Origin of the sequence: Streptomyces sp. NPDC051219 (assembly GCF_040682335.1) — a bacterium.
Lineage (GTDB): Bacteria > Actinomycetota > Actinomycetes > Streptomycetales > Streptomycetaceae > Streptomyces.
In genome coordinates this window covers 25,282-48,267 of the sequence record NZ_JBFBAS010000042.1, presented here as the reverse complement: position 1 = coordinate 48,267, position 22,986 = coordinate 25,282, and the positions used below count along the sequence as shown (strand labels likewise).

Genomic DNA, 22,986 nt, shown 5'->3' with positions numbered 1-22,986 from the left:
TGACTTTTGGCACGCTGTTGAGTTCTCAAGGAACGGACGCTTCCTTCGGTCCCTTTTCACGGGGCCCTCCGGGCGCTTCCCTTCGGTGTTTCCAAACTCTATCAGGGTTTTACGCCCCTCCTGACCACCACCCGGCGGGCATGCAGAGGTGTAGACCAGTTAGAGTCTCGGCCTGACAGGTGCTGCCGACCCCCGACTCAACGTCGCGTTGGGGCCAGGCAGGGGTACGACGGTACTCGGCGTCAACAGCTGAGGCAAATCGTTTCCGGTGCACCCCTAGGTCCGCTAACCAGCAGTTTCGTGCGGAACTGGGACTTCTTATGACTTACCCTTCGAACCAGTACGCCGTCCGGGACAGGCAGTGACGGCGACACTTGAAGCACCACCCCCTGGGAGGCCCCATGACCACCGTGACGTCCCCTCTTGCCGGGCGCGTAATCGGACTCGCGGCTGTGCCCGATCCGGTCTTCTCCGGCGCGATGGTGGGACCGGGCACCGCCATCGATCCCGTGCGTGAGTCCTCCGAAGCGGTGGCCCCCGTCGACGGCGTCATTGTCTCCCTCCACCCGCACGCGTTCGTCGTCGTCGACGAGCAGGGCCACGGTGTCTTGACGCACCTGGGCATTGACACCGTGCAGCTCAACGGCGAAGGCTTCGAGCTCCTCGTCAACAAGGGCGACACCGTGCAGCGCGGCGACGCAGTGGTGCGCTGGGACCCCTCGGCCGTCGAGGCCGCGGGCAAGTCCGCGATCTGCCCCGTCGTCGCGCTCGAGGCCACGGCGGAGTCCCTCGGCGATCTCCGCGAGGACGGCGATGTGAAGGCCGGAGACGTTCTCTTCAGCTGGCAGTGACTTCAGCACCGAAGTAACGGCTGGTCGGAATCCATCGCGGCGGCTGGGCCCGCCGCTCTAACGGAGACGGTGAAATGGAGACAACGCTGCGAGGCGTCGGCGTGAGCCACGGTGTGGCGATCGGCGAAGTCCGGCACATGGGTACGGCGGTCCTCGAGCCGCCGGCCAAGCAGATTCCGGCGGACGAGGCGGGGCGCGAACAGGGGCGCGCCCGCCAAGCCGTCGATGCCGTGGCGGCCGACCTGATTGCCCGCGGCAATCTGGCTGGTGGTGAGGCGCAGCACGTGCTCGAGGCGCAGGCCATGATGGCGCAGGACCCCGAGCTGATGGCGGACGTGGAACGGCGCATCGCCGTGGGCAGCACCGCCGAGCGGGCTGTCTATGACGCGTTGGCCGCCTACCGGGCGCTGCTGGCGGGAGCAGGTGAGTACCTCGCGGGGCGTGTGGCGGACCTGGATGACGTCCGGAACCGCATCGTCGCCCGACTGCTGGGCGTGCCGATGCCGGGCGTTCCGGACAGTGACGAGCCGTATGTCCTGATCGCGCGGGACCTCGCGCCCGCAGACACCGCTCTGCTCGATCCCACGCTGGTGCTCGGCTTCGTCACCGAGGAGGGCGGGCCCACCAGTCACAGCGCGATTCTTGCGCGGGCGCTCGGGGTGCCTGCCGTGGTGGCGCTGCCCGGGGCCTGCGAGCTGGCCGAGGGCACGGTCATCGCCGTGGACGGCAGCACCGGCGACGTCTTCGTCGACCCGAGCCCCGAGAAGAGGGCCGAGCTGGAGTCGGCGGCTGCGGCCCGTAAGGCCGCGCTCGCCGCGTCCTCCGGTCCGGGGGCGACCTCGGACGGCCACAAGGTGCCGCTGCTCGCCAACATCGGTGGGCCCGGTGACGTACCGGCGGCTGTCGAGGCGGGTGCCGAGGGTGTCGGTCTGTTCCGTACGGAGTTCCTCTTCCTGGACAACAGCAAGCAGGCTCCGTCCGAGGAGAAGCAGGTCGAGGCCTACCGCAAGGTCCTCGAGGCGTTCCCCGAGGGACGGGTCGTCGTGCGGGTCCTCGACGCGGGTGCGGACAAGCCGCTGGACTTTCTGACTCCCGCGGACGAGCCGAACCCGGCATTGGGCGTGCGGGGTCTGCGGGCGCTGCTCGACCACCCGGAGGTGCTGCGTACGCAGCTGACCGCGCTGGCCAAGGCGTCCGAGGGCCTGCCCGTCTATCTCGAGGTCATGGCTCCGATGGTGGCCGACCGGACCGACGCCAAGGCGTTCGCGGACGCGTGCCGTGCGGCGGGGTTGCGGGCGAAGTTCGGCGCGATGGTGGAGATTCCGTCCGCCGCACTGCGTGCGCGTTCGATCCTGCAGGAAGTGGAGTTCCTGTCGCTGGGCACCAATGACCTCGCGCAGTACACCTTCGCGGCCGACCGGCAGGTCGGTGCCGTCTCGCGACTGCAGGATCCCTGGCAGCCGGCGCTGCTCGACCTGGTCGCGGCTTCGGCCGAGGCAGCCAAGGCCGAGGGGAAGAGCTGTGGAGTCTGCGGCGAGGCCGCGTCGGACCCGCTGCTGGCATGTGTGCTGACGGGTCTGGGTGTTACCAGCCTTTCCATGGGTGCGGCCTCGATTCCTTACGTGCGTGCGACGCTGGCCAAGCACACGCTGGCCCAGTGCGAGCGTGCCGCCGCCGCGGCTCGCGCGACGGACAGTGCCGAGGAGGCGCGGCTGGCCGCGCAGGCGGTGCTGTCCGGCGAGTGACCGGGTGATTGCTTGTTCGCCGAGGGGCCTTCCACCGGACAGACCGGTGGAGGGCCCTTCGGGCGTTGTGACGGTCAGTCGTGGTGGCGGTCAGTGATGGCGGCCCGGCTCGTCGATGGTGAATCCCGCGCAGTACTCGACGCCCGGCTCGGGTGAGACGGGCTCGCCGGTGTTCGCGTCGGTGCAGTAGGCACTGAACACCTCACCGGCGGTGAGGGGCCGGAGCCGGCCGCGGTCGAGCTTCCAGCCGCGCACGCGATCCGCGGCGTCGGGGCCGCTGGTGCGCAGCACCACTCCCCCAGGGCTCCCGACGGCGATCCCGGCGGCGAGAACCGTCACGAAGTCCTGGCCGTCGGCCTCATCAAGGCGCACCGGACCGTCCCCGGGCCGATCGGCGTGGAGCACGGCGAGGAGTTGGCCGCCTTCGGCGGGGACGCTGCAGACGAGGTGGTGGGTGCCCGGTCCGGCTGCTTCGAGTAGGCGCATGAGGAGCCGGGAGGCCTGTTCGAAAGCGGACTTCCCGATGTCCTCTCCGCAGTCGGCGCAGTTTCCCGGGCGGGCCAGCAGCATCGTCGCGTACTCCCAGGTGGCCAGCCGGACCGCCTCCTTGATGAGGAGGGGGACGAGGCGGTCGATGGGCTGGCCGGCGTAGGGGAGGGCTGCCCCGCCGGCCGCGATCTCGGCGGTGAAGCGGGTGCGGCTGGCGGCGGTGTCGGGGTCGAGACCCGAATCCGCGCAGAACTCCTCGAACTCCTCCGGGTCGAAGAGTGCGACGGTGGTGTGCACTCCTTGGGCTGCGAGTGACCGCAGCAGGCCGTCCACCTGGTCGAGGTAGGCCGCGTGATCGTCGAAGGTGAATGTGTGGTAGCGCGTCATGGCCGCGAAGTCCTGCTCGTCGGCCAGGAGGCCTACGGTGCTGGGCACTTCACGGCGCAGAGTGCGCCGCATGCTGGTGGCTTGCTTGTCGTGCGCCATGACTCCCCCTGAGCACGGTTGATCAATGCTCACTCAGCGTAATCAGGGGGACTGACAGTGCGGGTCCCGGGCTACTTCCGGGTGCGGGCGAGCTCCTCGTAGAAGCGCAGGAGTTCGAGGTTGTCGACCGAGCCGGGATTGACAGCCTTGGTGAGGGCCGTGCCCTGGAGGAGGCGCTTGACGGGGACCTCGATGCGCTTGCCGGTGAGGGTGTGGGGGACGCCCGGAACCTCGATGATCTCGTCGGGCACGTGACGCGGGGAAAGCTGTTCACGGATCGTCTGCTTGATCCGCGAGCGGAGGCCGTCGTCCAGGGTGGCACCTTCGGCGAGGTGGACGAAGAGCGGCATCCAGTAGCCGCCGTCCGGCTCTTCGAGTCCGATGACCAGGGATTCCCTGATCTCTGGGAGGCGCTCGACGGCTTCGTAGATGTCGGCGGAGCCCATACGGACTCCCTGGCGGTTCAGGGTGGAGTCGGAGCGGCCGTGGATGACGACCGAGCCGTGGTCGGTGATCGTGATCCAGTCACCGTGGCGCCAGACGCCGGGGAACATCTCGAAGTAGCTGTCCCGGTAGCGGCTGCCGTCGGGGTCGTTCCAGAAACGGATCGGCATGGAGGGCATCGGGTTCGTGACGACCAGTTCGCCGACCTCACCGACGACGGGCTTGCCTTGCGGGTCCCATGCCTGCAAGTCGGTGCCGAGGCAGGGGGCCTGCAGTTCGCCGATGTGGACCGGGAGGGTGGGGACGGCCCCGGCGAAGCAGCTGCACACATCGGTGCCGCCGCTGACGGACGCGATCCAGAGGTCGTCGGCGACCTCGTCGTGGAGCCAGCGGAATCCGTCGGGCGGGAGCGGCGAGCCGGTGGTCGCGACGCACTTGACCCGGGAGAGGTCGAAGTCGCGGGACGGGTGGACGTCCGCCTTGCGGCAGGCCATGACATACGCGGCCGAGGTGCCGTAAAGGGTGGCGCCGGTGCGTTCGGCGATGCGCCACTGGGCGGCGGTGTCGGGGTGGCCGGGACTGCCGTCGTAGAGGACGACCGTCGTACCGGTGAGCAGGCCGGAGACGAGGAAGTTCCACATCATCCAGCCGGTCGAGGTGTACCAGAAGAAGCGGTCCTCGGGACCGAGGTCGCAGTGCAGGCCGAGCTGTTTGAGGTGCTCGAGGAGGATGCCGCCCTGGGACTGGACGATGGCCTTGGGCAGGCCGGTCGTGCCGGAGGAGTACAGAACCCAGAGGGGGTGGTCGAACGGGACCTGTTCGAAGACCGGCCCGCTGTCGCCCGATGCCGCGGCGGTGCCTGCGCCGGAGGTGACCGCGGACCATTCGAGGGCGCCCTCGGGAGCCGGCGTGCCGAGGAGGGGGATGTGGACCACGGCACGCAGGGTCGGCAGCTCGCTGCGCAGTTCAGCGACGGTCTCGGTGCGGTCGTGTTCCTTGCCGCCGTATCGGTAGCCGTCGACGGTGAACAGGACGACGGGTTCGACCTGCTGGAAGCGGTCGAGCACGCTACGGGCGCCGAAGTCCGGGGCGCAGGAGGTCCACACCGCGCCGACCGCGGCGGTGGCGAGCAGAGCGGTGACGGCCTGCGGGATGTTGGGGAGGTAGCCGCTGACCCGGTCGCCGGGGCGTACGCCGAGGGCACGCAGTTCGGCGGCGAGTGCGCCGACCTGGCGGCGCAGCTCGGACCAGGTGACCGGCTGCGGGTCATGCGTCTCGTCCACGTGCAGGAGAGCCACGTCGTTCGCCCGGGCCGGGTCCTCGGCGGCGCGCAGGGCGTGCTCCGCGTAGTTGAGGGTGGCACCGGGGAACCATCGGGCGCCCGGCATGGAGCGGTCGGCGAGGACGCTCTCGTACGGAGTGGAGAACCGTACGTCGAACCAGTCGGCTACCGCTTTCCAGAACGTGTCCAGTTCGTCGACCGACCAGCGATGGAGTGCCGCGTAGCCGCCCTCGGCCGGTGCTCCGTACTGTTCGGCGGCCCAGCGCTGGAAGTGGGTGATCTTGGCATCGGCGATGCGGTCGGAGCCCGGCCGCCAGAGGGGTTCGGGCAGCGGCGCGCCCTCGTTCCCGCCCCTGGTGTTCGGAGGGGTCGTCGGTGTCACTGAGGTCATGGGTCGGCTCCCGGGCTCTACGGCTCTACGCGTCGTGTGCGTGTGTCCCGCGCACGCGATGGGTGTGCGCGTGACGCGGCTGACACGGACGATGCCATGTGATCGACTCACGCACCAGGGCGGCCCACCCATAGTCGGCGGATCGAAGATGTGCTGCCACCACGGGTGAACGCCAGTTGAACGAACCCCGGGCGGCCGGGGACGGATGGCAGGGTGAGCGGCATGGACGGTCGTGAGCTGGTGCGTTCGGTGCGAGAGGTCGGCTCGGTACGAGGGCTGCGGGCGGTACGGGCGGCCTGGCGGCACCACCGCACGGACGCGGCCGAGCTGCCGCGCCGCGGCGCCGAGCGGGCCCGGGTCCCTGGGCCGTTGACAGGTGCCGAGCCCCGGCCGGGGGGCGGCGTGCTGCGCTTCGCCCGGTCCGAGCTCGAGGTGCTCGTCGCGGCGGGCGGACCGGTGTTCTGGGGCTGGGACGGGGCCGGGCCGACGCCCTCGTACGGGCTCGCGGGCGACCGCCCGGAGCCGGATCCGCGGGCCGTTCTGGAGCCGGACAAGGACGGCGGCTGGCAGGTCGTGTCGGAGCGGCTGACCGTCGCCGTCTCGCGGCACGGGGCCGTCGAGGTACGCACGCCGGGCGGGGTGGTGCTGAGGCGTGAGCTGCCGCCGCGGTGGTGGGAGCCGGTCGCCGGGGGGTCGGCTCGCTGGGTCCAGCGCTCCGAGGTGCCCGCCGACGCCCGTTTCTTCGGGCTGGGCGGACGGGCGGCCGGCCCCCGGCTGCGGGACGGCACGTACCGGCTGTGGAACACCGATCCGCGGGGCGGGTTCGAGCCGGGGGACGACCCGCTCTACATCACCATGCCGGTGGAGCTGGTGGTCGCCGACGCGGGGACGCACCTCATGTTCTACGACAACACGTGGGACGGCCGGGTGTCGCTGCGCGAAGGCGAGGAGGGTGCCGGCTCCGGCCCCGACCGCCCCGGCACCAGCGAGCTGCGGATGGACGGGGGCCCACTGCGCTGCTGGGTGGTGGCCGGAACCCCGGCCCGCGTTCTGCGGGGCTGGGCGGCCCTCACCGGGGCGCCGGCTCTGCCTCCGTCCTGGGCGCTCGGACACCACCATGCCCGGTGGGGTTTCGGGAGCGAGCGGGAGGTGCGCCGGATAGTGGACGGCTACCGGGGCCGGGGGCTGCCGCTGTCGGCCGTGCATCTGGACATCGACCACTACGACGAGCATCAGGTGTTCACCGTCGACCGCGAGCGATTTCCGGATCTGCCCGGGCTGGCCGGCGAACTCCGTGAGCAGGGGGTGCGGCTGGTGTCGATCGTGGACCCGGCGGTGAAGGCGGAGCCGGGCAGCCGGGTGTACGAGAGCGGGGCGGCGGCCGGGGCGTTCGTCCGGGACGCCCGGGGGCGGGAGGTGAGGGGCGTCGTCTGGCCCGGCGAGTGCGTCTATCCGGACTTCACCGATCCGGAGGTGCGGCGGTGGTGGGGCCGGCTCTACGAGGAGCGGTTGGCCCAGGGGTTCTCGGGGATCTGGCACGACATGAACGAGCCGGTGTCGTTCTCGCCGTTCGGCGACATGACGCTGCCGCGCTCGGCGCGCCATGCCCTGGACGGCGCCGCAGGAGATCACCGGGAGGCGCACAACGTTTACGGGCTGGCCATGTCCCGGGCGGGGTACGAGAGTTTGTGCCGGCTGCGTCCGCGAGAACGGCCCTTCCTCTTCTCGCGTTCCGGGTGGGCGGGCATGCAACGGTACGGCGGCACCTGGTCCGGTGATGTCACGACCGGGTGGCCGGGGCTCCGGGCGTCGCTGTCGCTGGTGCTGGGGCTGGGCCTGTGCGGTGTGCCCTATTCGGGACCGGACGTGGGCGGGTTCAACGGGAGTCCGTCGCCCGAGCTGTACCTGCGCTGGTTCCAACTGGGCGCGTATCTGCCGCTGTTCCGTACCCATGCGGCGATCTGGGCGGGGCGTCGGGAGCCGTGGGAGTTCGGTCCGCAGGTGCTGGACCATGCGCGGGCGGCGCTGACCGAGCGGGAGCGGCTGCATCCGTACTTCGTGACGCTGTCCCATCTGGCCCGGCGTACGGGCGCCCCCTATGTGCGCCCGGTGTGGTGGGACGCGCCGGAGGACCGGGCGCTGCGCGACTGCGAGGACGCGTTTCTGCTGGGGGACGCGCTGCTGGTGGCGCCGGTACTTGAGGCCGGTGCCGACCGGCGGGCGGTGCGCCTGCCGCGCGGGCGGTGGTACGACACGGCGACCGGCGAGGCGCACCAGGGCCCCGGGCAGGTGCTGCTCGACGCTCCGCTGTCGCGCATTCCGGTGCTGGCGCGGGCAGGAGCGGTTCTGCCGGTGCGCGGGACGGACGGCGGCATCGAGCTGGAGGTGTGGGCGCCCGCGCCGGGGCGCAGGAGCGGCGGGCTGCTGGTCAGGGACACCGGGGACCGGTGGGAGCAGCCGGAGATCGAGCGGTTCACGACCCGGCGGACGCCGTCCGGGGTCACGGTGGAACGGGAGGGCGGTGGGAAGCCCGGCCTTCCGGTGCGGGTTCGGGGCGTTTAGCGACGGGCGCGGGTGCGGTCGGTGCGGGTGCGGTCGGCGGGGGCCCGCGTGCATGCCTGCCGGTGGTCAGTGCGGGTGCGGTGCCGGGTCGTACTGGCCGCGGAACCACTTGCGTACCGCCTCCGTGTGCAGCGGAAAGGCCAGTTCGGCCGGCTCGTGCAGGAGGTGCCAGCCGGTGGTCTCGTCGGTGGGAGCGGTGGGCGGCAGGCCGGCTGCCGCTCGTTCGGGCAGCAGGCCGAAAACGAGGAGGTGGCCGGCCGGGGAGCTCATGGCGTCGGCGAGCCGGACGGGCTCTCCCCCGAGGTCGATGCCCGTTTCTTCCTTGAGTTCGCGCACGACGGCGTGCCGCCAGTCCTCGCCGTGGTCGATGAAGCCGCCCGGCAGCGCGATTCCACCGCGCTGCGGCTCGATGTCGCGGGTGATGACCACGAGCGCGGCACCTTGATCGTCGCTTACGGGCAGGAGGGCGACCGCGACCGGTAGGGGGTTGCGGTACAGCGTGTCGCCGCAGGCGGAACAGATGCGCGGCCAGCCGCTGTCGGCCGGGTACGGTGCTCCGCAACTGGAGCAGTGGGAATTCTTTTCCGGAATCACTGGCACGCGCGGACTGTATCCGATGCCCCTTCCGCTGCGGGCAGTCCGACTGGTACACGGAGACCATGACACGACTCGCCGCTGTACTGCGCACCCTCGCCATGGGCGCCGCCACCCTGCTTGCCGCGACGGCCCTGACGCCGTCGGCCGAGGCGAAGCCCGAACCCAAGGCGCCGAAGGAGTTCGTGGCGCTGCGCTCCGTGGACCGCACGATCATGCAGGAGATCCGGTACACCACCGCACACAATTTCGTCGGTGAGCGTGTGGACGGCTACCGGCAGCCGGTCTGCATCATCACCCGGCCCGCGGCGCAGGCGTTGCACCGGGCCCAGACGAAGCTGCTGCGCCAGGGCTACTCCCTCAAGGTGTACGACTGTTACCGGCCGCAGCGGGCCGTCGACCACTTCGTGCGCTGGGCGAAGGACCTGGACGACGAGGCCATGAAAGCGGAGTTCTATCCCCATGTCGACAAGTCGCGCCTGTTCGCGGACGGTTACATCGCCGAGCAGTCCGGGCACAGCCGGGGCAGCACGGTCGATCTCACGCTGGTGAAACTGCCGGCGGCGCCGACCCGGCCCTACATTCCGGGCGAACCGCTGGTTCCGTGCTATGCCCCGCAGGCAGAGCGCTTCGCCGACAACTCCGTTGACATGGGGACCGGTTTCGACTGTTTCGACACGCTCTCACATACCGAGGACCCCCGCGTCCAGGGCGAACAGCGCGCCAATCGCGTGCTTCTCAAGACCACCTTGGCGGAGCTGGGCTTCGTGAACCTGGCCGAGGAGTGGTGGCACTTCACATACAAGCCGGAGCCGTTCCCCGGCACTTACTTCGACTTCCCTGTGTCCCACCGCTCGGTCGCCGGCCACTGAGGGCCGGACTGACGCAGGATACGGGCGGCCGGGACCACCCCCGTAGATCCCGGCCGCCCGTTCTTCCTTTCGGACGCGGCCCAGTCGTATCCGGTTCTCGTGTCAGCGATTACGGTGCCCGTATGGCGCAACAGACCTTTGACTCGTACGAGGAATTCTGGCCCTACTACGTGGCGATGCACTCCCGGGCCGCAACCCGCTGGGTCCATCTGACCGGCACGCTGACGGGACTCGCGGTGACGGCGTACGGCCTGGCCCGCGGCCGGAAGCGGTCCGTGGTGGCACTGCCGCTGATCGGCTACGGCACCGCCTGGCCCGCACACTTCTTCATCGAGAAGAACAACCCGGCCACCTTCGGGCATCCCGCCTGGTCGCTGCGGGGTGACATGCAGATGATCCGGATGATGCTGGCGGGCCGGGACGCGGAGCTGGCCGAGACCGCCGCGAAGTGGCTCGCCGAGAACTCGGCGGAATCACTGACAGGACCGATGGCAGGCCCCGCTGACTCGAACCGCTGACACGCGAACCGCTGACTTGGACCGCCGGGCCGTGGCACACTTCTGACGTTTCGTCAGATGTTGCTGCCGGGGAGGGATCTTGACACGCACGCGCACGCCCGTGGTCGCCGGATGGTTCACGCAGGACACGCGTGAGGAGGTTTTCCGGCTGCTCGGCACGCGCTGCTCGTCCTGCGCGTCGGTGTTCTTCCCGCGCGAGGACTCCTTCTGCCGCAACCCGGTCTGTGCCGGCGGTGAGCTGACCGAGGTGCCGCTCTCCAAGCGCGGCCGCGTGTGGTCGTACACCGACGGCCGGTACCGCCCGCCCTCGCCGTACGTCTCGGATCCGGCGGCGGAATGGGAGCCGTACACGCTGGTCGCGGTCGAGCTGGAGGCCGAGCGGATGGTGGTCCTCGGGCAGGCCGCACCCGGTGTCGGCGTCGCGGATCTGACCGTCGGCATGGAGGTCGAGGTGGTGCCGGGCGTGCTCAACGAGGACGCGGAGACCACCTGGACCACCTGGCACTGGCGGCCCGTCCGTGGCGGGGCCCGGTCATGACCGGAGATGTGGCGGTACTCGGGGCCGGGATGCACCCCTGGGGGAAGTGGGGGCGCAGCTTCGTCGAGTACGGCACGGCGGCGGCCCGTGCCGCGCTCACCGACGCCGGGATGCAGTGGCAGGACGTGCAGTCGGTGGTGGGCGCCGACACCGTGCGCTGCGGCTACCCGGGATACGTGGCGGGCGCGACGTTCGCGCAGGCGCTCGGCTGGCAGGGGGCGCGCGTCACGAGCGTGTACGCCGCCTGCGCGTCCGGTGCCCAGGCGGTCGGCGCCGCGCGGGCGCAGATCCTGGCCGGTCTGGTGGACGTGGCGCTGGTGGTGGGCGCGGACTCGGCGCCCAAAGGCTTCTTCGCCCCGGCGGGCGGCGACCGGCCCGACGACCCCGACTGGCTGCGCTATCGAGTTCTGGGGGCGACCAACCCCGCGTACTTCGCGCTCTACGCTCGCCGCCGGATGGCTCTGTACGGGGATACGCTCGAGGACTTCGCCCGGGTCAAGGTGAAGAACGCGGCGGCCGGTGCACTCAACCCCCATGCCCGATACCGCAAGGTCGTGAGCCCGGAGGACGTCGCCTCCTCGCCCGTCGTCGCGGATCCGCTGCGGCTGCTCGACATCTGCGCGACCTCCGACGGGGCCGCCGCCCTCATCCTCACGAGCATGGACTTCGCCCGGCGGCACGGGGTGGCGGACCCGGTCCGTATCCGGGCCGTCTCCACGGTCACGCCGGTCTACCCGAAGGCCGTGCTCGACCTGCCGGACATCGCCACCGACTCGGCCGTCTCCGAAAGCCCCCCGCCCGGGTCGTTCCGCGCCTCGATCGCCCGGGCGGCATACGAAGAGGCCGGGCTCGGTCCCGAGGACCTGTCGCTCGCCGAGGTGTACGACCTGTCCACCGCCCTGGAGCTGCAGTGGTACGAGGACATAGGGCTGTGCGGCGCCGGCGAGGGCGCGAAGCTGGTCCGGGAGGGTGCGACCGCGCTCGGCGGCCGCATCCCGGTCAACGCCAGCGGCGGCCTCGCCTCGTTCGGCGAGGCTGTACCCGCCCAGGCCATCGCCCAGATCTGCGAGCTGATCTGGCAGTTGCGCGGCACGGCCGGTGAGCGGCAGGTGCCCGGCGCGAGGGCGGGTATCACGGCGAACCAGGGGCTTTTCGGTCATGGTTCCGCAGTGGTGGCCGTCCGCTGAGGCCCAGCCCCCCGGCAGTCGGCCGTACGTTCCGCACGCGTGCGTCGAACACGTGCCAGCGTGTGAAGCGTGGGCCTACGGGTGGAGCACGACCCACGCGTGTCGAGCGAGTACTCACGGATGTCGAGCGAGTCCCCGCGCACGCGTCGTCCCGGTGCCTTGAACAGCACCTGCCGTCACTTGACTTGACGGTCTGTCACAACCGGAGAACACTGCCTAGCCTGGCCTCGTCCGCGTCACCGGGAGACCGGCGAGGCGGCCGGCACGCTCGTCACGGACACCGGGCACGGCACCGGACTCACGGGACTCCGCTGCCTGCCTCCGGTCTCCGTAGCCATGGGAAAGCACCCCGCACGGAACGCACCCTGCACGGAGGACCGGGGCCAGGGCCCCGGGCCAGGGCCTAGGAGCCGCCATGAGCAGTGGAGACATATTCGTCGGTGAGGTCATCGGCACCGCGATACTCATCCTCTTCGGCGCCGGTGTGTGCGCCGCCGTCACGCTCAACCACTCCAAGGCGAAAGGCGCCGGCTGGGTCGTCATCGCGTTCGGATGGGGATTCGGCGTACTGGCCGGAGCGTACACGGCGGCCCCACTGTCCGGAGGACAGCTCAACCCCGCCGTGACCGTCGGTATCGCGGTCGACACCGGTGCATGGGACAAGGTCCCGCTGTACATCCTGGGACAGATGGTCGGCGCGTTCCTCGGCGCGGTGCTGGCGTGGCTTCTGTACTACGCGCAGTTCCGGGCCAACGCGGACCAGGAGACGGCACAGCCCACGCTCGGCATCTTCTCCACCGCCCCCGAGATCCGGAATCCGGTGGCCAACCTGATGACGGAGATCATCGCGACGATGGCCCTCGTCCTGCCGGTGCTGGCCTTCGGTCTCACCAAGGGCCTGGGTGAATCCGGAACCGCTGTACTGATCGTGGCGTTCTTGGTTGCCGGCATCGGCCTCTCACTGGGAGGCCCCACCGGATACGCCATCAACCCGGCCCGTGACCTCGGCCCCCGCATCGCCCACGCCGTGCTGCCGATACCCAACAAGGGCGGCTCGGACTGGGGGTACTCCTGGATCCCGGTGGCCGGGCCGCTGATCGGAGCGGTGCTGGCCGGACTCATCTTCAACGCAGCCTTCTGACGAAGGGGACCCCATGACGGACAAGTTCGTCGCCGCAATCGATCAGGGCACCACGTCCAGCCGCTGCATCATCTTCAGCCAGGACGGCGCGACAGTCGCCGTCGACCAGCGCGAGCACCGGCAGATCTTCCCCAAGCCCGGCTGGGTGGAGCACGACGCCACCGAGATCTGGTCCAAGGTGCAGGCCGTGGTCGCCGGCGCGCTCGCCAAGGCGGGGCTGCGGGCGGATGAGCTCAGCGCGCTCGGCATCACCAACCAGCGCGAGACGACGGTGTTGTGGGACCGGGCGACCGGCAAGCCCGTCCACAACGCGATCGTCTGGCAGGACACACGTACCGCCGCGCTGTGCAACGAACTCGGCGGCACGGACGGGCAGGACCGGTTCCGCGACGCGACCGGTCTGCCGCTCGCCAGCTACTTCTCCGGGCCCAAGGCCGCCTGGCTGCTCGACAACGTCCCCGGCCTGCGCAGCCGTGCCGAGCGCGGCGAGATCGCGTTCGGCACCATCGACTCGTGGCTGATCTGGAACCTCACCGGCGGCACTCAAGGTGGTGTTCATGTCACGGACGTGACGAACGCCGGCCGCACCATGCTGATGAACCTCGAGACCTTGCAGTGGGACCCCTCCATCCTCTCGGCGATGAACCTCCCAGAGGCGATCCTTCCGGAGATCAGGTCTTCCGCCGAGGTGTACGGCACAGCGGTCGGGCAGCTCGGTGGGGTGCCGGTCGCGTCCGCCCTCGGCGACCAGCAGGCGGCGATCTTCGGCCAGGCCTGCTACGAGACGGGAACGGCCAAGAACACCTACGGCACCGGCAGCTTCCTGCTCCTCAACACCGGCAGCCGGCCGGTTCCGTCGAAGAGCGGCCTGCTGACGACCATGGGCTACCAGCTCGGCGGCGAGGCACCCGTCTACTGCCTGGAAGGGTCGATCGCGATCACCGGAGCACTGGTCCAGTGGTTCCGGGACCAGCTCGGCATCATCCGCAGCGCCGACGAGATCGAGACGCTCGCCGCGAGCGTCGACGACAACGGGGGCGCGTACATCGTGCCCGCGTTCTCGGGGCTGTTCGCCCCGTACTGGCGCTCCGACGCCCGCGGGGTGATCACCGGCCTCACCCGGTACGTGACCAAGGCCCACCTCGCGCGTGCGGTGCTGGAGGCGACGAGCTGGCAGACGCGGGAGGTCGTGGACGCGATGTACCAGGACTCCGGCGTCCCGATCACCGTCCTCAAGGTGGACGGCGGCATGACCGGCAACAATCTGCTGATGCAGCATCAGGCGGATGTGCTCGGTGTGCCGGTGGTCCGGCCCAGGGTGTCGGAGACCACCTGCCTGGGCGCCGCTTATGCCGCCGGCCTGGCCACCGGCGTCTGGTCGGACCTCGACGAGCTGAAGGCGCACTGGCAGAAGGACGCCGAGTGGTCTCCGCGCATGGAGGCGCAGGAACGCGACCGCGAATACCACAACTGGCGCAAGGCGGTGGAGCGGAGCTTCGGCTGGCAGGAGGACGGCGTCGGGTAGCCCGGCCGCGCGGAAGCCGCGCACCTCGGAGCCGCGGCCCGTACCCCTGTCGGTGGGGGTACGGGCCGTGTGTACCTGTACTGGCCCGGGCCGCGGCCGGCCGGGCTCAGGTGGCGGCGGGCTGGCGGCGCGCGGTCGCAAGGGCCATGGCGTGCTGCACGACCGCCACCAGGACCTCCTTGACGGACTCGCGGTCGCGGGCGTCGCACATCAGCACCGGGACCTCGGGGTCCAGGTCGAGCGCCGATCGTACGGTGTCACCGGGGTAACGGTTCGCCCCGTCGAAGCAGTTGACGGCGACAGTGAAGGGGATGGATCGCCGCTCGAAGTAGTCGACGGCGGCGAAGCAGTCCTCCAGTCGACGGGTGTCGGCCAGTACGACCGCGCCCAGCGCACCCTGCGCCAGCTCGTCCCAGAGGAACCAGAATCGGTCCTGCCCGGGGGTGCCGAAGAGGTAGAGCACCAGGTCCTCGCGGAGCGTGATGCGGCCGAAGTCCATGGCGACGGTGGTGGTCGTCTTGCTCTCGACTCCGTCGATGTCGTCCACGGGACGCCCGACCTCGGTGAGCAACTCCTCCGTACGCAGCGGCTTGATCTCGCTGACCGCGCCCACCAGGGTCGTCTTGCCCACGCCGAAGCCACCCGCGACCAGGATCTTCAGGGTCACCGGCTCCACAGGCGGCTTGCTGCGGCTAAAGCGCCCGAAGCCCATTGATCACCTCACGCAGGATCGATTCGTCCGGCAGCTCGGCCGGCGGTACAGGACGGGTTACATGGACCAACTGGTCCTCGACCAGGTCACCGATGAGGACCCGGACCACTCCGACGGGGACGTCGAGTTCCGCGGCAAGCTCCGCCACCGACTGCGGCGACTGTCTGCAGAGGCCGACGATGTCGACGTGTTCCGGGGACAGGGTCTGGTCCCGGCCGGGATCGTCGGCCGCCGGTTCGGCGACAACGACCGCGATCAGGTCGAGGCGGTGCTGGCCAGCGCTGCTGGTACGGCCCCGCGTCATGGCGTACGGACGGACGACGGGGCCGGCATCGTCGTCGAACCAGTGGGACGGCTGCTGAACCGATTCGCTCATACGCTCCCACTCACCCTCCGGCGGACAGCCCGGTGCGTGGAACGGTTGCCAGGTGGGCGCCCACCCGCTTGACCATCAGCGTCATCTCGTACGCGACCTGGCCGACGTCGGAGTCCGCGTCCGACAGCACGGCGAGGCAACTGCCGTCTCCGGCCGCGGTGACGAACAGGAACGCGTCGTCCAGCTCCACGACGGTCTGGCGGACCTTCCCAGCCTCGAAATGCCGGCCGACGCCCTTGGCGAGGCTGTGGAACCCGGAGGCCACGGCGGCCAGATGCTCGCCGTCTTCGCGCGTCAGCTCCTTGGAGGTGCCGATGGGGAGCCCGTCGCCGGAAAGCACCACCGCCTTACGGATGCTGCCGACGCGGTCGACCAACTCGTCGAGCAGCCAGTTGAGGTCGCCGGAACCCCTGGTCGTGGAGTCCTGCGCTGCGGTCTGCGGTGCGGTCATCGACCGTCCCCCTCCGATGTGATTCGTTGTGCGGTCTCGCCCCGGCTGTTCTCGCCTTCGGCGTTCTGCTGCCTGCCGCGCTGCCAGCCTCGCTGGAGCGAGGCCATCCGGCTGCGTACTTCGTCGGCGTCCCGGTCGGCGTCGGATGCGGCATCGTCGCCGTCCGGCTCGGTCCGGGGTGGCGGTCCTGCCTTGAGCTGGGGTGCCAGGCTGGCCTGGCGGACGCGGCGGGGCAGTCCGCCGGCTGCGCGCAACGGGGCGGCGGACCGGCCGGAGTCGCGTTCCGGTGTGCCGGCTGCTGGTTCGGGCGCGGCCGGTTCCGGGATGCTGTGGACCGGGACACCATGGTGCTCGGCCCCATGGTGCTCGGCCTCATGAGCCTCGGTCCCCTGGTCCTGGGCCCCATGAGCCTCGGCCCCATGAGCCTGGGGGTCGTGTTCCTGAGCCACACGAGGGCGTTCCATACGTTCCTGAGTGCTGCGGTCCGGGGCGGCTGCGGCGACCGGGCGACGCGCCACACGGCGGCCGTGCTCGGCGACCAGCGTGGGCGGCCTGCGCCGGGGCAGCGGGATGGCCGCGCCGGCCCGCCCGGACTCCACGCCGCCGCGGCCGCCGCTCGTACCGGAGTCGGAGGCCTGCTGGTGCTGCTCACCGGCCGGGCCTGGGCCGCGCCCGCGGGCGCGGAAGATCCCGCCGCGCTCGCTCTCGGTGTCCTCGACGTCGCCCAGGTCCGCGGCGTCGCCGAGGGCGGTTGCGTCCTCCGGGCCCAGCGCGCCGAGAGGGGCTTCGAGTTCGACCGGCCCGTCCAGCACAGCGGCGGGGCCGGTGATCCCACCTGCCGGCACCTCGGCGAGACCGGAGAGCCGGGGGGCGAAACCGTTCCGGCGTCCGCCGGCCGCGGCCGGGCCGGACGAGGTGCGGTCCAGCCGGAAACCGAACCCTTCGGTGTCGGGGGCGTCGGTCAGCAGGGCCGCCGGGATGAACACCACCGCGGTGGTGCCTCCGTACGGCGAGGGCTGCAGGGAGACGCGGACGTTCTGACGCTGGGCCAGCCGGCTGACCACGAACAGACCGAGCCGGTCTGTGTCGGACAGCTCGAACTCGGGGGTCTCGGCGAGCCGGAGGTTCGCGTCGAGGAGAGCGTCGGCGGCCATACCGAGGCCTCGGTCGTGGATCTCCAGCGTGAAACCGTTGGCCACCCGCTCGCCGTGCACCTGCACCGCGGTGTGCGGGGGCGAGAACACCGTCGCGTTCTCCAGCAGTTCGGCGATCAGGTGGGTGAGGTCGGCGACGGCGGGACCGCCGACGCCCAGCCGCGGCAGCCTCCGTACCTCGATGCGCTCGTAGTCCTCGACCTCGGCGACCGCGGCCCGGACGACGTCCATCAGCTGGACCGGCTTGCGCCACTGCCGGGACGGGGCGGCGCCGGAGAGGATGACCAGGCCCTCGGCGTGCCGGCGCATGCGGGTGGTGAGGTGGTCGAGGCGGAACAGATCGGCGAGTTCGTCCGTGTCCTCGGTACGGCGTTCCATCGTGTCGAGGAGTGTGAGCTGGCGGTGCAGCAGCACCTGGTTGCGCCGGGCGAGGTTGACGAAAACCTCGGAGACTCCGCGCCGCATGTCGGCCTGCTTGACGGCGGCTTCGACGGCGGCGCGCTGCAGTGTGTTGAGGGCCTGGCCGACCTGGCCGACCTCGTCCTTCTCGAACTCCAGGCGGGGTGCCTCCGTCTCGACGTCGACCTGCTCACCCGCCGCGAGCCGGCGCATCACGCTGGGCAGCCGGACGCCGGACACCTCGTGCGCGTCCTTGCGGAGCCGTGACAGGTCGCGGATCAGGTCACGGCCGATGCGGACGGAGAGGATCAAGGACCCGACGAGGGCGACGAAACCGAGAACGCCTGCGATGCCCGCCTTGACAAGGACATTGACGGCGATGGGCTCAACGCGCTGCTGGTATCGGTCTGCCGCCGCGGTGCCCATCTCGGCCAGGTCGTCGAGTACGGGATCGGCGGCCGCCTCCCAGCGCTCGATGCCCACGGCACGGGGCTTCTTGGTGGCCCCGGCGGCGATCACGCTCTCCTCGGCCTCGCGCAGCGGCCTGGTCTCCGGGCTGCGCCAGTACTGCTCGAAGACGTCGCGTTCGTCGGCCGGGAGGACGGCCAGGTTGAACTCGTAGAGCAGGTTGCGGTTGGCGACGAGGTCCGAGATCAGCCGCACGTCCTGTTCGGTGAATCGTTTCGCGGCGAGCGCCGAGGCGAGTACGGCGTCCTCGCGTGACAGCACCTCGCGGGCGCGGGCGATGCCGACGAGCGCGCGGCCCTGCTTGTCCATCTCCACGTTCTCCAGAGCGTGGAGATTCATGAGGAACGCGTAGCAGGGGTCGACCAGGCGGTTGTAGAGCTCGAGGGCCTGCTCCCGGTCGACCACACTCTTGTCCACGGACTCGCGAAGAGACGTGACTCCGTCCAGGGCGTCGAGGATGGAGGCGAGGCGGCGCCCGGCCTCGGGACGCATCTCCTCAAGGACGTCCGAGTCCTGTGCGTTTTCCTTCATGTCGGCCACGGCATCGTCGGTCGCGGCCCTCCGGCTGTTCAGCGCGGACAGGGCGTCGGCGGTCCTGGGGTCGCCGAGGTAGACGAGTGTCTGGCGGCGCTCCTTCTGGATGACCTGTACCACGTCCTCGACGGGGTACCCGACTTTCTCGACGACGTAGGCCACGTCGAGCAGTTGGCCGGCTTCCCGACCGGTGAGGACCGTGGCGAAACCCCACAACGCGGTCAGGGAGACGAGCGGCACCAGCAGCAACGCCACGATCTTCCGGCGGATGGACTTCCCGCGAAAGCGCATGGCCTCCCCCAGCTCAACCCCGCCGCGCGGGGTGGGTGTTCCGTCAATAAACGGCGTGAGCCTACTACTGCCTCACGGACAACTCGAAGGCACGTCCGGACGTTTTCGGCCGTCACACGGAACGATGATCACGAGTTGTCCGATAGTTCCGGGACGGCGGCGTCCTGAATGTGTCGTATGGCACCTGCTGTGATGTCGGATCTCCCACGTGAACGGATGGCTGGAACTATGCGTTCCACGGGAATCTTCCGGGCATCCCGCTCGTCTACCTGTACGGGGCACGGGGGAGCGAATGCGCCAGAAGAGTCGCTTGCGACGAGGAGTACGGCGTAATCATGCGCAATCCGGGCAGCCACCTAGGGCGGGTCCAGGGGATTTCCCCGGATCAACGGGCCCGGTCCGAAGGAGTGCACAGGAGCTGAGCACAGGACGCGGCGAGCAGCGGACACACGGTGGGGAGAGTTCGATGAGCACGGGAGCCGGTACGGAATTCGCGGACGTCACGCGATCGCTCTGGGTGGACGAGCCTGTAGCACGCAGGCGCCTGCCGGATCCCGTGCGTACGGCCGCCGTGCGCGCGGTGCTCATAGTGGCGCTGACGCTGATGCAGGCGGTGACCGCCTTTCTGTGCACGGTCGCCGGGTCGTGGCTGGCGTTCCCCATGGTGCTCAGCAGTGTGGCCAGTACGGTCGTGGCCACATGGGGCGTTCTCGACGTCTGGGTGACCCGCCAGGTGTGGAACCAGCGCAACGGCGTGGTGTCCGTACCGAGCAGCACGGCCAGGCGGATGCGCCGGGAGCGGCGGCAGGCCCGCCGCACCGCCCGCATACGGGCGCGCAGCCCGCGCCCGCTGTCGCGGGCCTGACCTCCGGGACGACGACGGTCGGACGTCGGCAGGGGTCCACGCGGCATTCCGCGCAGGCCCGCAGGCGTCTGCCGCGGTGCACCCCGGCCGGTCAGAACGGCCTATTGCCCCTCAGGCAACCGCGTCCGCTGACGGCGACGGCTCCACGTGGATCACCCCTTCGATGACCTGCACCCGGTGGGTCCGCACCGCCCGGCGCGCCGGCAGACACACCGCCTCGCCGGTACGCAGGTCGAACTGGGCGGCGTGCAGTGGGCATTCCACGAAGCAGCCCTCCAGCCAGCCGTCCGCGAGTGAGGCGTCCTGATGGGTGCAGGTGTCGTCCACGGCGAACAGCTCGCCGTCGGCGTTGAAGACGGCGATGGGCGGGGTGGTGAGGAGACGTACGGCCTCGCCCGGGGGGAGATCGTCGACGTGGCAGACCGGAATCATTTCGTCCCCCTCGGGTCGGTCGGTGCGCATCAGAATCGGCACCGCGGGCGTGGCCGTCAAGGTGGTCCAGCGGTGGTTCCGCAAGCGGCCCCGGAGAAGGCCGAGTTCGCCCCAGGCGCCCTTTACCGCCCGCTAACCCACTGGTATTGAAAGTGACTTGAGAACCCCCGAGGATGTCCCGACCGCCTGACCCTGCTCGTCTCGCCGCACCAGCGCACCGGATACGAGGAGGGACATGCCCACGACGTCCGCACAGAGCGCCCGGCTGGTCGTCATAGGCGCCGGCATCGTCGGCTGCTCGCTGGCCGACGAGCTCACCGCCCGTGGTTGGTCGCAGGTCACGGTGCTGGAGCAGGGGCCGCTGCCCGCCCCCGGCGGTTCCACGTCGCACGCGCCCGGCCTGGTCTTCATGACCAACCCCTCGCGGACCATGACAGAGTTCGCCGCGTACACCGTGCGCAAGTTCTCCTCGCTCGAGGCCGACGGCCGGCGGGGCTTCCTGCAGGTCGGCGGGCTGGAGGTCGCGACCACCCCCGAGCGCTGGTCGGATCTCCACCGCAAGGCCGGGCTCGCCGCCTCGTGGGGCGTACGGTCGGAGCTGCTCACCCCGGGCCGGTGCGCCGAGATATGGCCGCTGCTGGATTCCGGCAGGATCCTCGGCGGGTTCTACACGCCGGACGACGGTCTGGCCCGGGCCACAGTCGCCTCGCAGGCGCAGCGCAGGAGCGCCGAGGCACGTGGCGCCCGCTTCCTGGACCGGCACACCGTCACCGGAATCGACCGGACGGCAGGGCGGGTCAGCGGCGTCGTGACCGACCGCGGCACGTTCCCTGCAGACATCGTGGTCTGTGCCGCCGGGTTCTGGGGGCCGGTGATCGGCCGTATGGCCGGAGTGTCCGTGCCGCTGCTGCCGCTCGCCCATCAGTACGTGCGGACCGCGCCCATCCGCGGCCTGCGCATCTCGGCCGCCGAGGCCAGGCGGCCGGTCCTGCGCCATCAGGACCGTGATCTGTATGTCCGCGAGCACGGCGACCGGCTGGGCATCGGCTCGTACGCGCACCGGCCGATGCCCGTGGACCCCGCCGGACTCCCCCGGTTCGACGACGCGCCGGTCATGCCGTCGTCGCTGCCCTTCACCGAGGAGGATTTCAGGCCCAGTTGGCGCGATACCCGGGAGCTGATGCCCCCGCTCGCCGACAGCGCAGTGGCCGAAGGGTTCAACGGCATCTTCTCGTTCACACCGGACGGCATGCCGCTGCTCGGTGAGGCGCGGGAACTGCCCGGATTCTGGCTGGCCGAAGCGGTCTGGGTGACCCACTCCGCAGGGGTGGCCAGGGCGGTCGCCGAGTGGCTGACGGACGGCCGGCCCTCCGTGGACGTGCACGACTGCGACGTCCGCCGCTTCGAGGACGTACAGCTGGCTCCCCATTACGTCGAGGAGCGCGCGGCCCAGCAGTTCGTCGAGGTGTACGACGTCATCCACCCGCTGGATCCACCGGCGCGCTGCCGCCCGCTGCGCGTCAGCCCGTTCCACGCGAGGCAGCGGGAACTCGGCGCGTATTTCCTGGAGGGCGGCGGCTGGGAGCGCCCGCACTGGTTCGAGGCCAATGAGCCGCTCACCCGGGGGTTGTCGCTGCCGGACCGCGACGCGTGGGCCGCCCGGCACTGGTCGCCCGTGGCCGCGGCGGAGGCGCTGGCCACCCGGGAGCGGGTGGCGCTCTACGACATGACACCGCTGAGGCGGCTGGAGGTCACCGGCGCCGGCGCGCTCGCCTTCCTCCAGCGGATGACCACCAACCAGCTGGACAAGCGGCCCGGGTCGGTGACGTACACACTCCTGCTGGACGACTCCGGCGGGGTGCTGAGCGATCTGACGGTGGCCCGGCTCGGTGAGGACCGCTTCAGGATCGGCGCCAACGGCCGTACGGACGCCGACCTGCTGGCCGCGTCCGCGCCGCAGGGGGTGCGGGTCGACGACATCACCGCCGGGACCTGCTGCATCGGCGTGTGGGGTCCACTGGCCAGGGCGCTGGTGCAGCCGCTGACGCGTGACGACTTCTCGCATCGCGCCTTCGGCTACTTCCGCGCGAAGCAGACCTGCATCGGGGACGTCCCGGTCACCGCGCTCCGGCTCAGCTATGTGGGCGAACTCGGCTGGGAGCTGTACACCTCGGCGGACCTGGGAGCGCGGCTGTGGGACACGCTGTGGGAAGCCGGCCGAGAGCTCGGCGCCATCGCCGCGGGCCGCAGTGCCTTCAACAGTCTGCGCCTGGAGAAGGGGTACCGGGCATGGGGCCAGGACATGACCGCCGAGGACTCTCCGTACGAAGCCGGTTTGGGTTTCGCCGTGCGGACGGACAAGGGCGAGTTCACCGGCAGGGCCGCGCTGGAGCGCCGTCCGGTGGCGCGCCGGCTGGTCTCCCTCACGCTCGACGACCCGGCGGCGGTGGTGCTGGGCAAGGAACCGGTGTACGCGGGCGGCGAGCCCGTCGGTCACGTCACCAGCGCCGGCTACGGCTACTCGGTCGGCCGCTGTGTGGCCTACGCCTGGCTGCCCGTCCCGGCCGCCGCACCCGGTACGGCCGTCCACGTGGAGTACTTCGGCGAGAAGGTGCCCGCGACGGTCGCCGCAGAGCCTCTCTTCGACCCGGAGATGTCCCGTATCCGCAGCTGAAGCTC

Annotated in this window: 19 protein-coding genes; 11 read left to right on the top strand and 8 right to left on the bottom strand. The window is 70.6% G+C overall.

Features of this window, described 5'->3' with window-relative positions; translation table 11 throughout:
• Positions 1-401: 401 nt before the first annotated feature.
• Both AB0M62_RS30410 and ptsP read left to right on the top strand, forming a co-directional pair.
• Entirely contained in the window at positions 402-851 is a 450-nt protein-coding gene (locus AB0M62_RS30410) for a PTS glucose transporter subunit IIA (protein ID WP_366077547.1), read from the top strand.
• Positions 852-925: 74 nt separating this feature from the next.
• Positions 926-2,596, top strand: coding sequence for a phosphoenolpyruvate--protein phosphotransferase (gene ptsP, locus AB0M62_RS30405; RefSeq protein ID WP_366077546.1), 1,671 nt, complete (start codon positions 926-928; stop codon positions 2,594-2,596).
• A gap of 90 nt (positions 2,597-2,686) precedes the next feature.
• Here the strand turns inward: ptsP and AB0M62_RS30400 are convergent, their stop codons facing one another.
• Together AB0M62_RS30400 and AB0M62_RS30395 are read right to left on the bottom strand one after the other, a co-directional pair.
• Positions 2,687-3,571: a hypothetical protein gene (locus AB0M62_RS30400; RefSeq protein ID WP_366077545.1), complete on the bottom strand. Its 885-nt coding sequence runs from the start codon at positions 3,569-3,571 to the stop codon at positions 2,687-2,689.
• Between the two features lie 71 nt (positions 3,572-3,642).
• Positions 3,643-5,688 carry an acetoacetate--CoA ligase gene (locus tag AB0M62_RS30395; RefSeq protein WP_366077544.1) on the bottom strand — a complete coding sequence of 682 codons (2,046 nt, stop codon included), beginning with the start codon at positions 5,686-5,688 and terminating at the stop codon, positions 3,643-3,645.
• A gap of 222 nt (positions 5,689-5,910) precedes the next feature.
• Here AB0M62_RS30395 and AB0M62_RS30390 point away from each other — a divergent pair, with 222 nt between their 5' ends.
• Positions 5,911-8,250 carry a glycoside hydrolase family 31 protein gene (locus AB0M62_RS30390; RefSeq protein WP_366077542.1) on the top strand — a complete coding sequence of 780 codons (2,340 nt, stop codon included), beginning with the start codon at positions 5,911-5,913 and terminating at the stop codon, positions 8,248-8,250.
• Between the two features lie 66 nt (positions 8,251-8,316).
• Here the strand turns inward: AB0M62_RS30390 and AB0M62_RS30385 are convergent, their stop codons facing one another.
• Positions 8,317-8,850, bottom strand: a complete 534-nt coding sequence (locus AB0M62_RS30385; protein ID WP_366077541.1) for an NUDIX domain-containing protein — start codon at positions 8,848-8,850, stop codon at positions 8,317-8,319.
• Positions 8,851-8,909: 59 nt separating this feature from the next.
• On the opposite strand from AB0M62_RS30385, the gene AB0M62_RS30380 reads away from it, so the two are divergent.
• The 6 genes from AB0M62_RS30380 (at position 8,910) to glpK (ending at position 14,625) form a co-directional block, all read left to right on the top strand.
• The gene (locus tag AB0M62_RS30380; RefSeq protein WP_366077540.1) at positions 8,910-9,716 is read left to right on the top strand and encodes a M15 family metallopeptidase; all 807 of its coding nucleotides are present in this window, start codon (positions 8,910-8,912) and stop codon (positions 9,714-9,716) included.
• Positions 9,717-9,838: 122 nt separating this feature from the next.
• Positions 9,839-10,234, top strand: coding sequence for a DUF962 domain-containing protein (locus AB0M62_RS30375; protein WP_366077539.1), 396 nt, complete (start codon positions 9,839-9,841; stop codon positions 10,232-10,234).
• A gap of 100 nt (positions 10,235-10,334) precedes the next feature.
• Complete coding sequence (locus AB0M62_RS30370; protein ID WP_366077551.1) at positions 10,335-10,772, top strand: zinc ribbon domain-containing protein; 438 nt, start codon at positions 10,335-10,337, stop codon at positions 10,770-10,772.
• Positions 10,769-11,959 carry a lipid-transfer protein gene (locus tag AB0M62_RS30365; RefSeq protein ID WP_366077538.1) on the top strand — a complete coding sequence of 397 codons (1,191 nt, stop codon included), beginning with the start codon at positions 10,769-10,771 and terminating at the stop codon, positions 11,957-11,959. The genes AB0M62_RS30370 and AB0M62_RS30365 overlap by 4 nt, the downstream gene beginning before the upstream one ends.
• 415 nt (positions 11,960-12,374) lie before the next feature.
• Complete coding sequence (locus AB0M62_RS30360; protein WP_366077537.1) at positions 12,375-13,100, top strand: MIP/aquaporin family protein; 726 nt, start codon at positions 12,375-12,377, stop codon at positions 13,098-13,100.
• Between the two features lie 13 nt (positions 13,101-13,113).
• On the top strand, positions 13,114-14,625 hold the full coding sequence (gene glpK, locus AB0M62_RS30355; protein WP_366077536.1) for a glycerol kinase GlpK: 1,512 nt from the start codon (positions 13,114-13,116) through the stop codon (positions 14,623-14,625).
• A 106-nt stretch (positions 14,626-14,731) separates the two neighbouring features.
• On the opposite strand, the gene AB0M62_RS30350 is transcribed toward glpK, so the two are convergent.
• Genes AB0M62_RS30350 through AB0M62_RS30335 form a run of 4 tightly spaced genes read right to left on the bottom strand, consistent with a single transcriptional unit; the run spans position 14,732 to position 19,010 of the window.
• A complete protein-coding gene (locus AB0M62_RS30350; protein ID WP_366077535.1) occupies positions 14,732-15,337 on the bottom strand; it encodes an ATP/GTP-binding protein in 606 nt (201 codons plus the stop codon).
• Positions 15,318-15,713, bottom strand: a complete 396-nt coding sequence (locus AB0M62_RS30345) for a DUF742 domain-containing protein (RefSeq protein WP_366077534.1) — start codon at positions 15,711-15,713, stop codon at positions 15,318-15,320. The genes AB0M62_RS30350 and AB0M62_RS30345 overlap by 20 nt, the downstream gene beginning before the upstream one ends.
• A gap of 10 nt (positions 15,714-15,723) precedes the next feature.
• Positions 15,724-16,164 (bottom strand): roadblock/LC7 domain-containing protein, encoded by a 441-nt coding sequence (locus AB0M62_RS30340; protein WP_366077533.1) that lies wholly within the window; start codon positions 16,162-16,164, stop codon positions 15,724-15,726.
• Positions 16,161-19,010 carry a nitrate- and nitrite sensing domain-containing protein gene (locus AB0M62_RS30335; protein WP_366077532.1) on the bottom strand — a complete coding sequence of 950 codons (2,850 nt, stop codon included), beginning with the start codon at positions 19,008-19,010 and terminating at the stop codon, positions 16,161-16,163. The genes AB0M62_RS30340 and AB0M62_RS30335 overlap by 4 nt, the downstream gene beginning before the upstream one ends.
• Before the next feature lie 466 nt (positions 19,011-19,476).
• On the opposite strand from AB0M62_RS30335, the gene AB0M62_RS30330 reads away from it, so the two are divergent.
• Positions 19,477-19,875, top strand: coding sequence for a hypothetical protein (locus AB0M62_RS30330; protein ID WP_366077531.1), 399 nt, complete (start codon positions 19,477-19,479; stop codon positions 19,873-19,875).
• A gap of 111 nt (positions 19,876-19,986) precedes the next feature.
• Here the strand turns inward: AB0M62_RS30330 and AB0M62_RS30325 are convergent, their stop codons facing one another.
• Positions 19,987-20,307, bottom strand: a complete 321-nt coding sequence (locus AB0M62_RS30325) for a bifunctional 3-phenylpropionate/cinnamic acid dioxygenase ferredoxin subunit (protein WP_366077550.1) — start codon at positions 20,305-20,307, stop codon at positions 19,987-19,989.
• Between the two features lie 235 nt (positions 20,308-20,542).
• On the opposite strand from AB0M62_RS30325, the gene AB0M62_RS30320 reads away from it, so the two are divergent.
• A complete protein-coding gene (locus tag AB0M62_RS30320) occupies positions 20,543-22,981 on the top strand; it encodes an FAD-dependent oxidoreductase (RefSeq protein ID WP_366077529.1) in 2,439 nt (812 codons plus the stop codon).
• Positions 22,982-22,986 lie beyond the last annotated feature (5 nt).